Source organism: endosymbiont of Lamellibrachia barhami (genome assembly GCF_011947365.2).
Taxonomy (GTDB): domain Bacteria; phylum Pseudomonadota; class Gammaproteobacteria; order Chromatiales; family Chromatiaceae; genus QGON01.
This window is the reverse complement of the sequence record NZ_JAAVSH020000001.1, coordinates 437,463-452,723: the sequence shown is the minus strand read 5'-3', so window position 1 is coordinate 452,723 and position 15,261 is coordinate 437,463. Positions and strand designations below refer to the sequence as shown.

At 52.7% G+C, this 15,261-nt stretch carries 16 protein-coding genes and 1 other RNA gene; 8 read left to right on the top strand and 9 right to left on the bottom strand.

What is annotated here, in order from left to right; all coding sequences use genetic code 11:
- Positions 1-177 precede the first annotated feature (177 nt).
- The 4 genes from G9Q73_RS01905 to hsdR are packed head-to-tail and all read left to right on the top strand — an operon-like array spanning position 178 to position 5,350.
- Positions 178-1,302 (top strand): restriction endonuclease subunit S, encoded by a 1,125-nt coding sequence (locus tag G9Q73_RS01905; RefSeq protein WP_177418245.1) that lies wholly within the window; start codon positions 178-180, stop codon positions 1,300-1,302.
- 5 nt (positions 1,303-1,307) lie between these two features.
- Entirely contained in the window at positions 1,308-2,465 is a 1,158-nt protein-coding gene (locus G9Q73_RS01900) for a helix-turn-helix domain-containing protein (RefSeq protein ID WP_177418244.1), read from the top strand.
- Positions 2,452-2,937: a DUF4411 family protein gene (locus tag G9Q73_RS01895; RefSeq protein ID WP_177418243.1), complete on the top strand. Its 486-nt coding sequence runs from the start codon at positions 2,452-2,454 to the stop codon at positions 2,935-2,937. Before G9Q73_RS01900 ends, G9Q73_RS01895 begins: the two co-directional genes overlap by 14 nt.
- Positions 2,938-2,944: 7 nt before the next feature.
- Entirely contained in the window at positions 2,945-5,350 is a 2,406-nt protein-coding gene (gene hsdR / locus G9Q73_RS01890) for an EcoAI/FtnUII family type I restriction enzme subunit R (protein WP_177418242.1), read from the top strand.
- Positions 5,351-5,435: 85 nt separating this feature from the next.
- Here the strand turns inward: hsdR and ssrA are convergent.
- Both ssrA and smpB read right to left on the bottom strand, forming a co-directional pair.
- Positions 5,436-5,811, bottom strand: a transfer-messenger RNA (tmRNA) gene (gene ssrA / locus G9Q73_RS01885).
- An 81-nt stretch (positions 5,812-5,892) separates the two neighbouring features.
- A complete protein-coding gene (gene smpB / locus G9Q73_RS01880) occupies positions 5,893-6,375 on the bottom strand; it encodes an SsrA-binding protein SmpB (protein WP_177418241.1) in 483 nt (160 codons plus the stop codon).
- A gap of 115 nt (positions 6,376-6,490) precedes the next feature.
- Between smpB and G9Q73_RS01875 the strand changes: the two genes are divergently transcribed.
- From G9Q73_RS01875 to G9Q73_RS01865, 3 genes are read left to right on the top strand one after another with little or no spacing between them, the layout of a single operon-like run.
- Positions 6,491-7,897, top strand: a complete 1,407-nt coding sequence (locus G9Q73_RS01875; RefSeq protein WP_177418240.1) for a sodium-dependent transporter — start codon at positions 6,491-6,493, stop codon at positions 7,895-7,897.
- Positions 7,898-7,899: 2 nt separating this feature from the next.
- On the top strand, positions 7,900-8,334 hold the full coding sequence (locus tag G9Q73_RS01870; RefSeq protein ID WP_177418239.1) for a type II toxin-antitoxin system RatA family toxin: 435 nt from the start codon (positions 7,900-7,902) through the stop codon (positions 8,332-8,334).
- On the top strand, positions 8,327-8,644 hold the full coding sequence (locus tag G9Q73_RS01865; RefSeq protein WP_369408807.1) for an RnfH family protein: 318 nt from the start codon (positions 8,327-8,329) through the stop codon (positions 8,642-8,644). The genes G9Q73_RS01870 and G9Q73_RS01865 overlap by 8 nt, the downstream gene beginning before the upstream one ends.
- 132 nt (positions 8,645-8,776) lie before the next feature.
- Here the strand turns inward: G9Q73_RS01865 and G9Q73_RS01860 are convergent, their stop codons facing one another.
- Positions 8,777-9,232, bottom strand: a complete 456-nt coding sequence (locus tag G9Q73_RS01860; RefSeq protein ID WP_177418237.1) for an outer membrane protein assembly factor BamE — start codon at positions 9,230-9,232, stop codon at positions 8,777-8,779.
- An 80-nt stretch (positions 9,233-9,312) separates the two neighbouring features.
- On the opposite strand from G9Q73_RS01860, the gene fur reads away from it, so the two are divergent.
- Positions 9,313-9,735 (top strand): ferric iron uptake transcriptional regulator, encoded by a 423-nt coding sequence (gene fur / locus G9Q73_RS01855; protein ID WP_177418236.1) that lies wholly within the window; start codon positions 9,313-9,315, stop codon positions 9,733-9,735.
- A gap of 7 nt (positions 9,736-9,742) precedes the next feature.
- Here fur and G9Q73_RS01850 read toward each other — a convergent pair whose 3' ends face one another.
- From G9Q73_RS01850 to recN, 6 genes are all read right to left on the bottom strand, one after another.
- On the bottom strand, positions 9,743-10,228 hold the full coding sequence (locus G9Q73_RS01850) for a hypothetical protein (RefSeq protein WP_177418235.1): 486 nt from the start codon (positions 10,226-10,228) through the stop codon (positions 9,743-9,745).
- A gap of 98 nt (positions 10,229-10,326) precedes the next feature.
- Positions 10,327-10,689, bottom strand: a complete 363-nt coding sequence (locus G9Q73_RS01845) for a roadblock/LC7 domain-containing protein (RefSeq protein WP_177418234.1) — start codon at positions 10,687-10,689, stop codon at positions 10,327-10,329.
- Positions 10,690-10,787: 98 nt separating this feature from the next.
- Positions 10,788-11,330 carry a hypothetical protein gene (locus tag G9Q73_RS01840; RefSeq protein ID WP_177418233.1) on the bottom strand — a complete coding sequence of 181 codons (543 nt, stop codon included), beginning with the start codon at positions 11,328-11,330 and terminating at the stop codon, positions 10,788-10,790.
- A 100-nt stretch (positions 11,331-11,430) separates the two neighbouring features.
- Positions 11,431-11,967, bottom strand: coding sequence for a GTP-binding protein (locus G9Q73_RS01835; protein WP_177418232.1), 537 nt, complete (start codon positions 11,965-11,967; stop codon positions 11,431-11,433).
- 50 nt (positions 11,968-12,017) lie between these two features.
- Positions 12,018-13,352, bottom strand: a complete 1,335-nt coding sequence (locus G9Q73_RS01830; RefSeq protein ID WP_177418231.1) for a hypothetical protein — start codon at positions 13,350-13,352, stop codon at positions 12,018-12,020.
- 244 nt (positions 13,353-13,596) lie between these two features.
- Positions 13,597-15,261, bottom strand: a 1,665-nt coding sequence (gene recN, locus G9Q73_RS01825; protein WP_177418230.1) for a DNA repair protein RecN, incomplete at its 5' end; no start/stop codon positions are given.

Genomic DNA, 15,261 nt, shown 5'->3' with positions numbered 1-15,261 from the left:
CACTGACACTACGCGACAACCTCGCAAGCTCGTTGCCGCTCCGTAGTCAGCTCCCGAGATGACTTGACGCCGTGTTCGGATGCCTACTTTGCTTCCCCTCTGGCGCGCTACGCGCACGACGGGTAAGCAGTGCGGCCTCACGGCTACCGGGGACTACCAGCCTTCGCTTCGCTCTCCATGGCTGGCAGCGAATGTATCCGTAACCATAGGATTAGCCTTGACCAGTCGCGACGCCATGACATTTTAACTAAAGCTATAAATCCAGAGCGTTATATACGATTTGGAGATGTTCTTGTTAACTCGACAGGTACAGGAACACTGGGCCGTGTCGCACAAGTTCGAGCAGAGCCCAGTGAACCTACTACTGTTGATACGCACGTAACGATTGTTCGCCCAATCGATGGTATGTTCTACCCTGAATACTTTGGCTACATGTTGGTTAAGATTGAAGATGAAATCATCTCTAGTGGTGAAGGTGCCAGCGGCCAAACTGAATTGCCGAGATCAAAACTAACTAATTCGTTTGTCGTTTCGTTCCCGGAGTCACTCGAAGAACAAAAACGCATCGTCGCTATTCTCGATCAAGCCTTCGAGGGGATCGCGGCGGCCACCGCCAATGCCGAAAAGAACCTCGCCAATGCCCGTGAGTTGTTTGAGAGTTATTTGAGCTGTGTGTTTAACTGCGACAGTGATAATTGGACTCAAGAAAATCTCGGACATATATGTGAAAATTTGGACAGCAAGCGTGTGCCAATAACCAAATCAAAGCGGATTCATGGCGATATTCCATACTACGGTGCATCTGGTGTGGTTGATCACGTCGCGGATTGTCTTTTCGATGAGGACTTACTTCTTGTCTCTGAGGATGGTGCGAATTTGCTGGCGAGAACATACCCAATCGCGTTTTCTATTAGTGGCAAAGCCTGGGTTAATAATCATGCGCATGTTCTCAGGTTCAACGATGCCAGTTCACAAAAATTTGTTGAATACTATTTGAACTCCATTTCTCTGAAATCTTATGTTTCTGGCATGGCACAACCAAAATTGAATCAAAGGTCCTTGAACTCGATCAAGGTTCCTTTTCCTTCCTTGACTGAGCAAGTTAGATTTGTTGATGCGCTGGATAAAATGTCTGATCAGTCGAAGCAACTAGAGGCTATTTTTACACAAAAACTCACCGCCCTAACCGAACTCAAACAATCCCTCCTGCAAAAAGCCTTCTCCGGCGAATTGACCCCTGACTTTCTGACTCCGACCCCTGACTTTCAGCAAAGAAAAATCTCCAGGCTGCTGTTAATATAGTTTTTATGGACAAGATTCAGGCAATTAACCCGCAACGGATTCTCTGGTGCTGTGAAGAGCAGGGACTCTCTTTGGAGCAGTTATCCAGAGAGGTGGGTATTGCACTGGCAACCCTTGAAAGCGCAATGCAGGGAGAGGATGTTCTCAGTATCAATCAACTGCGCAAGATAGCCTCTCAGTTTAACCGGGGGATGCTGTTCTTTCTAGAGCACGGCCCTGTCAATGAGGCGAAAGTCCACTCTGCCCAGTTCCGCACCATCACTAACCAAAAGCCTGAACTCTCTCCGAAACTTACGGCGTTTGTGGAGCGTATAGAGAGGCAGCGCCAGGTCTATATCAGCCTGCTGGAAGACCTTGGCGAAGAAGTGGAAACAGCGTGGTATCCCATAGACTTCAAACTTGATCCCCGCAACGTAAAACAGGCCGCTTATGCCGTTAGGCGCTGGCTGGGTCTGGTTGATGGGATGGAACTTAGTGAACTGAGACGCGCCGTTGAGTCCAAGGGTATCCTGGTCTTTATCAGTAATGGTTACAAAGGTCAGTGGCAGATCGCCAAAGAAAACCCAATTCGTGGTTTCTCTCTCTATTACCCCAGCTTTCCGACCATAACGATTAAAAAGCAAAAAACAGAAGGACCACAGGCATTTACCATGATGCATGAGTTGGCTCATCTCTTGTTACACAAGGATAGTTTTATCGACGATGAGGACGATTTTTTCAGCTATCAGGGGAAGGAGAAGGCTGCCAATGAATTTGCCGGTAATGTTCTGGTTCCAGATGAGCAACTCGGACAGCTGGATCTGAACAATTTCCCCGGTAAGGATGTTGTAGCTTACGACAGCTACCTGCAAAGCTACTGTCGGCGCTGGTGCGTCAGTACCGAGGTGATCCTGAGGCGTATGCTCAACGAAGGCCTGTTGCTACGGGAAAGCTACCAGGCATATCGCCAATGGAAGCAGTCTCTGCCACCTCCAAAAGAGACAGGCGGAGGCAGTCGTTATCGTTACAAGGAGCCCATAAGAATATTTGGTGAACCCTTTGTGCATACCGTGCTCAATGCTCTGCATGGAAAGCAGATCACGCTGGCGCGGGCCAGTACCTATCTTGATAACCTGAAAATAAAAGATTTGCGTCGATTGGAAGAAACGCATGTACACATTTGATGCCTCTTCCGTTCTGCATGCCTGGGATAATTATCCTATCGAAAATTTTCCGCCATTATGGGATTGGCTGGAGGAGCAGATTATAGCCAGCCAGTTTACTATCCCCCAGGTTGCTTATGAGGAGGTAGCCAGAAAATCACCCGAATGTGGCAAATGGCTGAAGGAGAAAGGCATCAAGATCCTGCCCTTAAGCAATCAGTCATTACAGCAAGCCATGGCAATCAAGCATCTGCTTGGGATAGATGAGGATAATTATCATCCCAAGGGAGTTGGGGAGAATGATCTTCTTATCATTGCGATCGCAAAGATATCAGGCCTTCAATTGGTCTCAGATGAAGGCAGGCAGTTCGGGCTACCTAAAGTGATGTCAAAATGTAAGATTCCAGCCGTATGTGCTTTGCCTGACGTCGATGTTCCCTGTATCCAGTTTATTGAGTTGATCAAGCAGAGTGGAGCGATTTTCTCCAGGTGATGGAAAAATGAACGAAGCCGAAACCCGCGCCGAACTGATCGACCCCGCCCTCAAAGCGGCGGGCTGGGGTGTGGTGGAAGGCAGCCGGGTTCGCCGGGAGATGATAACCCTGGGACGTCTGCAAGGTGGCGGTAACAAGCGGGCGAAGCAGGATATCGCCGACTATGTGCTGTTCCACAAGGGGCAGAAGCTGGCAGTCATCGAGGCCAAACGGCTGGATCTGCCCGATACCGAAGGAGTGGCCCAGGCCAAACGCTACGCAGGGCGTCTGCAGGCCCGCTTTGCCTACTCCACCAATGGTCTTGGTATCTACCGCATCGATATGCAGGGCGGGGCTGAGGGGTACGTTGAGAACTATCCCACGCCGGATGAGCTGTGGGCCGAAACCTTTGCAGAAGAGAATAGCTGGCGCAATCGCTTCGGCGAGGTGCCGTTTGAGGACAAGGGTGGATTCTGGCAGGCGCGTTTTTACCAGCACAACGCCATCAATCAGACCCTGGAGGCCATCGTCGGGGGACGGGATCGCATACTGCTTACGCTGGCGACCGGCACCGGCAAGACGGCGATTGCCTTCCAGATCGCCTGGAAGCTGTTCCACAGTCGCTGGAACCTGACCGGCGAGCCGATTCGTCGACCGCGCATCCTCTTTCTGGCGGATCGCAATATTCTGGCAGATCAGGCCTACAACAGTTTTTCTGCATTTCCCGATGATGCGCTGGTGCGCATCGATCCCGAGATCATCCGCAAGAAGGGCCGGGTACCGAAGAACGGTAGTCTCTTCTTCACTATCTTTCAGACCTTCATGACGGGACAGGATGCCGAGGGCAATGCGAAGCCTGCCTTTGGCGAGTATCCGGCGAATTTCTTCGATTTCATCGTCATCGATGAGTGTCATCGTGGCGGCGCTAATGACGAGAGCAACTGGCGCGGGATTCTGGACTATTTTTCATCGGCTGTGCAGCTCGGTCTGACGGCGACCCCCAGACGTGAGGGCAATGCGGACACCTATCGCTATTTCGGTGAGCCGGTCTATATCTACTCGCTGAAGGAGGGCATCAACGATGGCTTTCTGACCCCGTTCAAGGTGCAGCAGATTGCCACCACGCTGGACGACTATGTCTATACCTCCGACGACGAGATCATCGAGGGGGAGATCGAGCAGGGGCGGCGCTACAGCGAGGACGATTTCAACCGGGTCATCGAGATCGAGGCGCGTGAGAAGTTCCGCGTCGGGCTGTTCATGCGGATGATCGAGCAGCGCCAGAAGACGCTGGTCTTCTGCGCCACCCAGGGTCATGCGCTGGCGGTGCGCAATCTGATCAATCAGGCCAAGCAGAGCAAAGATCCGAACTATTGTGTGCGGGTAACGGCGAACGATGGTACTGAAGGTGAGCGTTTCCTGCGTATCTTCCAGGACAATGAAAAGACCATCCCGACGATTCTGACCACCTCGCAGAAGTTATCCACCGGCGTTGATGCGCGGAACATCCGCAACATCGTACTGATGCGGCCGGTCAACTCCATGATTGAGTTCAAGCAGATCATCGGACGGGGCACTCGCCTGTTCGACGGCAAAGACTACTTCACGATTTATGACTTCGTGAAGGCTTATGAACATTTCAATGATGATGAGTGGGATGGGGAGCCGTTACCGCCAGAGCCGTGTGGTACTTGTGGGAAGATTCCCTGTGAGTGTCCGGTTGGAACACCCGATCCCTGTTCTGTCTGTGGCGAGCGGCCCTGTGTCTGTATTCCTGTCCCGCCTGAACCCTGCGAGGTATGTGGGAAGTATCCCTGTGTCTGTGGGAAAAAGCGCAAAATCAAGGTGAAGCTGGCAGACGGCAAGTACCGCACTATCAAACACATGACCGCGACCACATTCTGGAGCCCTGACGGAAAGCCTATGTCGGCAGCGCAGTTTATTGAACGCCTGTTCGGTGACCTGCCGGAACTGTTCAAGGATGAGGATGAGTTGCGATCTCTCTGGGGCAGGCCTGATACCCGTAAAGCGCTGCTGGAGGGACTGGAAGAGAGAGGATACGGCATTGAGCAGTTGGCAGAGATCGGCAGGTTGGTAGAAGCCGAAAAGAGCGATCTGTTCGATGTGTTGGCCTATATCGCCTTTGCCTTACCCCCGGTGACCCGCTTTGACAGGGTCTCCGCGCACCATGAACTGATCTACTCCAAATACGATTATGCGCAACAGGGATTTCTCAGCTTTGTACTGGATCACTATATCAAGCAGGGCGTGGGGGAGCTTGCCCAGGAAAAACTGCCCGGGTTGGTCGAGCTGAAATTCCATGGTGTCAATGATGTCCCCGCGTCATTGGGCAACATGACCGAAATCAGGGAGTTGTTTGTCGGCTTCCAGAAATATCTCTATTCGCCAAATGCGTATAAGGGTGTGGACTGATACTGCAAATCGATCGAAGAGGGCGGGGTATTTTATGCCGGCGGCAAGAAAAAAGGCCGGCCCGTGAGGGGCTGGCCTTTTGGTTTGGTGGAGGCGGGCGGATTCGAACCGCCGTCCGCGAGTCCTCTGCCGTAGGTTCTACATGCTTAGTCCGGTCTATTATTTTTAGCTGGCTGCCACCCGACGGACAGGGTGTGCAGATAGCGATTTCGGTAGAGTTTTAACGAATCCGCCCCGAACAAGCTTCATCGCGATCCTATGAGATATGACGCCTGATTGATCCGAAGACCCTGGACGCATAAGCACGGCTCCAGTCAGACGGCACCCTACTGGGGTTTAAGCAGCGAGTGCGTAGTTGTCGTCGTTGGCAACTATAAGTTTGCAGCTGGTTTTACGAGGTTATCTGCCCCTCGACATGCACCTAAGGTTTTGTAACCCCCGTCGAAGCCTACGTCGCCCCCAAGGAGAAACTTTTCTCAAGTCTCAAGAGTAGACAGTATAAAGGAGCGGGAAGTTCCGCGCCATGCCGGAGTGAGACTGGATTAGCCTCGCTTGAAGATTCGTTCTTTCTCCCGCTTCCAGTCACGGTCTTTGTCGCTGCTGCGTTTGTCGTGCTGCTTTTTACCTTTGGCCAGACCGATCTCCAGTTTGGCGAAGCCTTTTTTCCAGTAGAGCGCGGTGGGAACCAGGGTGTAGCCTTTTCGCTCCACCAGGCCGATGAGTTTGCTCAGTTCTCGGCGGTGCAGCAGCAGTTTTCGGCTGCGGGTCGGATCGGTCGTGACATGGGTGGAGGCGGTTTTGAGGGGGGTGATATGGGCGCCAAAGAGGTAGGCCTCGCCATTCTGAATGATGACGTAGCTCTCCTTGATATGCACACGTTTTTCGCGCAGGCTCTTGACCTCCCATCCCTGCAGGGCGATGCCCGCCTCGTAACGCTCTTCGATAAAAAAGTCGTGCGTCGCCTTCTTGTTGAGGGCGATGGTCGAGCCGCCGGTGGATTTCGCTGATTTTGAATTTTTTGCCATCGGCGCATTCTATGCGAGTGGGCATCCATCGGCCAGCCCTGCCTTGTTATAGGGGCTGATTTCACGGAGAATAAATCGCTTTCGATCGAGCGCTTCAGGGGAAACAGTTTCCGCCATGACAGAACGGACATCCATCCACGGCCAGTGGTCATCCAGATTGGTCTTTATCCTGGCTGCCACGGGTTCAGCGGTGGGACTGGGTAATATTTGGAAATTTCCCTACATCACCGGAGAGAACGGCGGTGGTGCATTTGTCCTGGTCTATCTGCTCTGTATTGCCATGGTGGGTATCCCGATCATGATGGCGGAGGTGATGCTGGGACGGCGCGGCCGTCAGAGTCCGATCAACACCATGACGGCGCTGGCAAAGGAGGAGGGCGCTTCGTCCGCCTGGTCCCTGGTTGGCTGGAGTGGTGTGCTGGCCGGTTTTATTATCCTCTCTTACTACAGTGTGATTGCCGGCTGGGCTTTGGCCTATGTCTTTCGGGTGGCCGGAGGGCTTTTCAATGGCGCCGATGCAGCGGGGGTGCAGGCGGTTTTCACCGGTCTTACCGGTGATCCGGAACGCTTGATTGCTTGGCATACCCTGTTCATGTTGATGAGCATGGCGGTGGTGGCCCGCGGTGTGCGGGCTGGTCTGGAAAAGGCGGTGACCTACCTGATGCCGGCGCTGTTTGTGCTGCTGTTTGTGCTGCTGGGTTATGCGATGAGTACCGGGGCGTTTATCGACGGCCTGAGATTCCTCTTTGAACCCGATTTCGGCAAGCTGTTCTACGTCTGTGAAACTGTCGCTGGAACCGAAAGTTGTGAGCTATCCGGCAGCCCCATTCTGGTGGCGATGGGACACGCCTTTTTTACCTTGAGTCTGGGTATGGGGGCGATCATGGTCTACGGCTCCTATATGCCGAAAGGGATCTCTATCGCCCGCTCGGCGGTGCTGATCGCCCTGTTGGATACCCTGGTTGCGCTGGTCGCAGGCATGGCGATATTCCCCATTGTGTTTGCCAATGGCCTGGAACCCGGTTCAGGCCCCGGGCTGATCTTTCAGACCCTGCCGATTGCCTTTGGCGCCATGCCCGGCGGACAGCTCTTTGGCACTCTGTTTTTCGTCCTGCTGGTCTTCGCAGCATGGACCTCGGCGATCTCGCTGATCGAACCGGCGGTGGCCTGGCTGGTGGAGAATCGTGGCCTGAGCCGTGTACGTGCAGCTGGGGTGATCGGTATGACGACCTGGGTTTTGGGACTTGGCAGCATCTTCTCCTTCAATATCTGGTCGGGAGATGAGTACAAGCTGTTTGGTATGACATTCTTTGATCTGCTGGACTATCTGGCAGCCAATATTATGTTGCCGCTGGGTGGTTTGCTGATTGCGCTGTTTGCCGGTTGGCTGATGAAACGGGAATCGAGTGTTGATGAGTTTGCCATGCATGCCTGGCGTTATGGCCTGTGGCGGGTATTGATCCGTTATGTTTCGCCATTGGCCGTTGTTGCCGTCTTTCTTAACGCTATCGGGATCTTCTGAGTATGCCGATAGTGAGTAAAAGCGCCCTGGTTCATCACTCTGCGGAAGAGATGTACCGGTTGGTGTGTGATTTTGAGTCTTATCCTGAGTTTCTCCCCTGGTGCAGTGAAAGTCGCCTGATCTCAAGAACCGAGGATCAGATCTGTGGAGAGCTGGAGGTCTCCCGCCTCGGTATTCGACAGCGTTTTTCAACCTGCAATGCGTTGGTTGCCAATGAGCGGATGGATATTCAGCTGCGTGATGGACCCTTCAAAAAATTGCAGGGTGGCTGGCGTTTCACTCCCCTCAAAGCCGATGCGAGCAAGGTGGAGCTGGTACTGGATTTTGAGTTCTCAGGTAGATTGATCGATGCTGCTTTTGGCAAGATTTTTAACCATATTGCCACCACGATGGTAGATTCGTTTTGTAAGCGGGCAGATGAGGTATATCGTGACTGATAAAGATATTCTGGTGGAAGTGGCCTATGGAAAGCTCGATGAGCAGGTCATTCTGGAGGTCGAAGGCGCCTCCGGCATGACGGCGCGCAAGGCCATCGAATCGTCAGGCGTTCTGGAGCAGTTTCCTGAGATAGATCCGGACTCAGTCAAGGTGGGTATTTTCGGCAAACTCACCAAGCAGGATACGGTATTGAACAGTGGTGACCGGGTGGAGATCTATCGGCCACTGATTGCTGATCCCAAGGAGGCGAGAAAGAAGCGCGCTGCCGAGGGTAAGGTGATGAGAAAAGGTGGCGGCGAGGGGCGTTGAGATGGTTAGACGTTTTTTATGCAGCTAATGTGAGAGGCCGGTTCAAGCGTAGCGGAACCGGCGGTTCCATGAATTTAGTCGCTCCGAAACGCCAGATCCGCTACGCTTGATCTGGCCTACACCGTTTGCGTTCTAATCATCCTCGATATCGAGACCTGCTTTTTGCAGTGCCTTGTCCACGATACCCAATTCGCCGGTATAGTCAGGTACGCTGACTACGAGTTCTTTCTTTTCTTTCTCTTCAGCAAGGTTCTCCGCAGGTTTGATGTCTCCACTGTAACGGATCATTGAGTCACCGTCGAAAAAGACGGAAAAGTGCTTGATTTCCAGAGGGTCGTTGCGCCTTTTTATGCTGAAAAGGTAATCCCATCTGTTCTGATGAAAGACATCCACCAGGAGGGGGGTGCCGAGTAAGAATCGCACCTGTCTTCGGCTTATTCCCGGTTTGAGTTCAGCCACCACTTCAGGGGTGACGATGTTGCCCTGTTGGATGTCGGGAATATGGACCAGGGAGAAGTCCTTCCAGCTTGAACAACCGCCTAGGATGAGGAGAGTGCCGACCAAAAGAGAGATGGGAATCTTTTGCATTACGAGTACAATTCAATAAAAATCAATGTTGGATGATACCTCATCACCTTCTGAAAAACACGAAGGCGGAGTAGTGATAAGTGGATAATCAGGAAATTAGAAAAGCGGGCTTGAAGGTTACCCTGCCAAGGGTAAAGATTCTTGAGCTGCTTGAAGCGAGTGTGCCCCGCCACGTCAGCGCCGAAGATGTCTATAAGATGCTCCTGGAAAAGGGCGAAGAGATCGGTCTGGCGACTGTCTATCGGGTGTTGACCCAGTTTGAGGCGGCGGGTTTGGTTACCCGGCACAATTTTGAGGAAGGGCACGCGGTATTTGAATTGGATCGTGGAGAGCATCACGATCACATCGTCTGCGTACTCTGTGGAAAGGTGGAAGAGTTTATGGATGCCACTATTGAAGAACGGCAAAAAGAGATTGCCGCGGAGCATGGGTTCGAAATGGAGGACCACTCTCTGATTATCTATGGGCGTTGCAACAAACCTTCATGTCCGGGCCGGGAATAGTGAACCACTAACCTCGCGGATCTCTTGCCGCCGACACTATTGTCAGACTGGGAGGTATTTCTGTCAGTAGTTGTTGCCCATTTTCCTTGTTGACGACCTGCGGTGTTCCGCTTAATCCGAGTGTGAGCATAGATGTATGGACGGGTGGGGTGATGTCTGATGAAAGTACCCCTGTATCCTGATGGCGGATGAAATACTCGATCCAGCGTGGTTTCAGCAGATGTGCTGCAAAAATGAACATACGGGTTCTCAGTGGCTGTCCTTTTTCTCCCAGTGCGATATACAGGTCAAGCAGCGCGCCTGTGACGCCAGCCTCATCGCTGAGATGTATGTGGAGGTAGATTCGTTGCACGTGGGAGCGCAGGTCGGAAGGCTCATGAGTGATCTGTCGGGCCAGATAACTCAAAGCCTGCTCCCACCAGTTGCCGGCATTCAGCCAGAGTTGCTTTGCTCCGGGAATACGGAATGCGGCGTCGATATCGGGATCGATCATCCGAACGTGCTGGAGCTGATGCTCTTGACCTGGGTGGGTAATGAGGTGCAATTTCGTTCCAGGGTTAGGGTAATCGGGTTTTTGGCAGATAAAGGGTTTTAGATCATTTTAACGATATTTTCTGCGGCACGCTTTACGTCGAGAAAGATCAAACCCAATTTGGCAGTGGGTTTTGCCAATACGGTGACAACCGCTTCTTCGCCGGCATGCATCATGAGTACATATCCCTTGTTGCCTTTAATCAGTACCTGTTCGAGTTCACCTCGGGAAAGTTCCTGGGCTGTGCGGTCTCCCAGCGAGAGCATGGCGGCACTCATCGCGCCAACTCGGTCTTCATCCATTCCCGCAGGCAGTTGCGCTGCCATCATCAAGCCATCTGTGGAGATGACCCCGGATGCCTCAATGTCGGCTGAAGTGCCGTTTAGATCACTCAATATAGAGTTCAGCATGTCTGAACGCATGATTCTGTCCCCAATTATCTAAAAGTTATTTGTACTCTTCTGTCCTGTCATCTTCAATTCCAGACAGATTTGCAGCGTGGAAGTGACAGTCGGTATTCCTATCCGCCGAGGCTTCCATAACGCTTATTCAATGCCCAAATCAGCTGGGTCAAGCCCGGTTGATTGAGATGTGGCACTCCGCCGATGATGAGCACAAAGCGGTGTTTACCAATATAGATCGGCCAGAATCCAACCTGGCTGTTTCCTGCTGCATCCACCAATGCCCATGCACTGGTCCAGAATTCCAGTTTATCATGCAGAATATTGCGTCGGCGTTCGTGCATTGAGGCAATATCTGCACTGATGGCAGACAAGTTTATCGCTGTGTCCGTTGAAAACCCTAGGGAACAGATGGAAAATCCCTGTTCGTCTGCCAGTATTGCTTTGCCGCTGCCTGAAAGCTTCGGGAGCAGATTTGGCAACAAATCCTCGAGTATTCCCTCCGGTGCAGGCTGTCTCACTTCAAAACCTTCAATCCAGCCCATGGTCTGGGACTTTAAAAGGGTTTCTATTGTCTCTTCTTCATCGGCATGGCTCCATGATGTCAGGGTCTCCATGGCTAAACGATGGCTCGATTCTCCATTCATCATGGCGCGCAGCATGATTCTGGCGATTGTCGGGTCTGGTGTGGAGACGCAATAGTAGGCACCGGCTGGCGTTGGCAGTACAAACAACCCTTTTTTCAGAAGATAGTTATTCATGTCAGGCAGCTAATTTCGGATCCAGTGAAAAAATAAGCGCTTCGATGAGTAATGCTACGTCGATATGATTTCTTGCATCTACCGAAAAAACGGGAATATTAGGAAGGATATTCCGCAATTGTGCCTGATATTCGTCAACCGAGGGGGTTGTGCAGAGATCCATCTTGGTAATGCCGATGGCAACCCTGTTTTTTGTGATGAACTTTTTAAATGAGCGGAGGAAAAAGTGTAGGTCACTGAAAGGGTCGGTGCGTGAGCTGTCGATAAGCAGTACCAGACCAACGCCGCCCTTGCTTAGAATATCCCACATGAAGTCGAAGCGTACCTCGCCTGGTGTGCCATATAGATGCAGCGTTCCAATACCGGACAGCGTCATCAATCCGTAATCCATGGCAACCGTTGTGGTCTCTTTATATTCCCGGGTGATGTCAGTCGCAAGGGCTTCAGTAGTCAGGGGGGGGATCTTGCTTACACTACTGATTGCGGTAGTCTTCCCCGCGCCAACCGGTCCTGCAATGAGTATTTTATAGCTGTCCATCAATACAACCTTGTTGGGTACTGGTTATTGGTTATTCACAGGGGTCAGAATCAGTGTAATTTCAACTGATGCAGGATTCTTTTGAAGAGTGTGGGTTTGCCATGAAATTTGATGGCTGGCGCCGGGGCATCAGTTTCCGTATCCATGTCTACCTCCGTGGCTGCCAGTCCGATGGCATGGGCGGCACTGTAAAAGGCAAAGACGTAGCGCTGAGGAATATTCAGCACTTGGGCTGTAGTGGTCAACGAGTGTTTCTGCTGTGACCAGAGCGCAGTAATCCGTGTGGCGTGGGGGAAAATCTGCAGACGTGTCAGATTGGGCCAGTGTTTAAGCCGGACTGTTTGGTGGGGGTTGGTGCTGACAGGCATACGGCCCAAGCTGCTCCAGAGCGTGAGTTCCCAGACGAAAGCCTCTATTGGACGACGGCGCGTCCGGCCTGGCATGTCACAAACCGAATCCTGCAAGGAGAGAAGGTACTCATCTTTTTCAATAGGTTGAGAGGCGAGTGAATGCAGTTGCTGCTCTTCAATCTCAATCAACACTTCTCGGGTCATTGGAATAAAGGTGATTATGCCATGATGGCTGGAGATGCTGACAGGCCGGCAATAGGTTTCTGCAAGCTTGACAGCCTCCAGCACTCGTCCGATCAAGAAGTGTTGTGGGTCGTATTGTGCCTGGGCGAGTTGTGTTTTGTTATGCAGATCCATATCTGGGGCGGTACCGATGAATATCTCGGCCACCTTGTTCCCCAGGCTTTCAATAGAAACCTGTCTGGATGGGACATCGGCAGGCGGCAGGCTATTGGTTTGCTCAACACCTCTGCGTGTGCGTAATTCGATGCGTCTGATCTTCTCTCTTGCCAGGCGTACCCGCAGTGCTTTGATTGTGCGTTGCAGTTCCTGTTGACGGTGGCTGAGAGTAGGGGCGGTTTCAGCGGATGGCCAAGGCAGAGTGGTCGAATTTACTTCCCTGTGTTGGTGATGGTCCTGCAGTAGTTGCTGTCTGATCTTTTTCAGCACTTCATGCAGCAGTTTCGCCTGTAATGGTTTCCGCAGCCAAATCGCGCCTCCGGCCTGTGTCTCATGCAAGGAGAGAAGAATCGTAGGAGAGTGGTGTGGAAGCTCGGCATGTCTTGCCCAGATAGATTTGCCGTGGAGGCCATCCAGATCGATCAGGCAGATATCGGCGGAGTGGGGGTTCTCGTTGACGACAAAATCGCCATGACAGTTTTCCGAGAAGAAGTAACGCAATATGTTTTCGAGGCGCGCATTGATATCGAACAGGCCGACCCTCAGTGGCCTGTCGTAATCTTCCAGTGGCGGCACATACCGCGTTACAAAAGATTTCTTGACGGGTCTGCCTCCATTGTGTTTTTGAGCTTTCATAACTACTTGTTTTTTAACGTTATTTTATTCTAGAGTTCAATCGTGTTCTGTAAGGTTCCTGGAAAGGGCATGGAACCGAAATTCAAATCGATTGAAATCTGCCTGCTTAGGCCTCTGGTTTTCTACCCAATGGAGGGAAAGCGAGAACTGCGTCACAGAATATAGTGAATAGAGGGAGGGTAGGTCAATCTGCCAGTTGTTAATGATTATTAACGAAATTGTATCGACAGGATTTGGCAAAGCGTCACCGCCTGTCCGCGAGGGAGATCATCTCTTCAGCGTGGGCGAGTGTCTGTTCAGTGATTTCGATGCCGCCCAACATGCGGGCGATCTCCTGTATGCGGCTCTCATCCCCCAGTGGGGTGATTTCCGTACGGGTCAGCTTATTGGTCGTGCTCTTCTGCACTTGGAGGTGGTTCAGAGCCTGTGCCGCTACCTGGGGCAGGTGGGTGACGCAGAGAATTTGCCTGGACTCACCGAGGGTGCGCAGCATCTGGCCTACGATCTCAGCCACACTGCCGCCGATGCCGACATCGACCTCATCGAATACGAGGGTCGGGGTATCACCGTAACGGATGGTGGCGACCTGGATGGCCAGACTGATGCGGGAGAGTTCACCGCCGGAGGCCACTTTGTTGAGGGGCTGCAGAGGCATGCCTGGATTGGCGGAGACCATGAACTCGATCTGCTCAAGCCCTGAGCCGTTGGCATCTGCTGCGTTGATCTCCTTCAGGGTGACATCGAAACGGCCACCGGGCATCCCCAGCTGTTGCATGGCAGCGCTGATCTCATGAGCCAGGCGTTTGCCGGTTTGACGGCGCTTGCCGCTCAGTTTTTCCGCCTGCCCTAAAAACCCCTCCCGCTGTTTTTCAACGCGCGTTGACAGGGTTTCCAGCGCCACATCGGCGTTCTCCAGTTGCGCCAGCTCTTGCCGGATCCGCTGCAGGCGTTGGGGGAGTTGCACCGGGTTGACCCGGTATTTTCGCGCCATGTCATGCAGTGCGCCGATGCGTTCTTCCACCTGTTGCAGGCTCTCGGGATCGAGTTCAAGGCCTGAGAGGTAGTCACGCAGGCCGATCAGGGCCTCATCCACCTGAATCAGGGCGCTCGCCAGTATCTCTCCGGGTTCTTCGAGATGGCTGTCCAGCCCCTGTAGTACGCTGAGTTCATCACTCAGATGCGCAAGTTGGCTGCGTAGTGACGGTTCGTTCTCATCGAGCCCATCGATCACCTCTCCACAACCATTTCGCAGTCGTTCCAGGTGGCTCAGGCGCTTGTGATCCCTGTCCAGCTTCTCGATCTCTGCGCAGGAAGCACCAAGCTGCGACAACTCATCGGCCTGAAATCGCAGTAGATCCAGCCGGGAGGTCCGGTCTGCAGCAGCGGCCAGCAGGGTTTCCAGCTGCTCAAACGATTTGCGGTAGTCTCTGAATGACTCATCGACTGTTTTTGTCAGGGCGAGATGGCCCCCGTAGGCATCGAGCAGACGCCGCTGATAGTGGGGGCGCAATAGTGATTGATGTGCGTGTTGGCCATGAATCTGCACCAAACGTTGCCCCAGTTCCTGGACCTGTTGGAGAGGGACAGGACGACCGTTGATGTAAGCACGGGAGCGGCTCTCTCTGGTGAGTACACGCCGTAGCAGACAGTCGTTCTCGTCGTCGAGGGAGTGATCCTGGAGCCAGTGGCGGATCTCCGGCAGGGTGGAGATATCGAAGATGGCGGTGATTTCGGCCCGCTCACTGCCGCTCCTGATCATGTTGTTGTCCGTTTTGCCGCCGAGGGCCAGACCGAGGGCGTCGATCAGGATGGATTTACCCGCCCCCGTTTCACCGGTGAGGGCGCTCAGTCCGGAAAAAAGGTCGAGCTCCAGTGCTGCAACTATGGCCAGATTACGAATATGTATCTG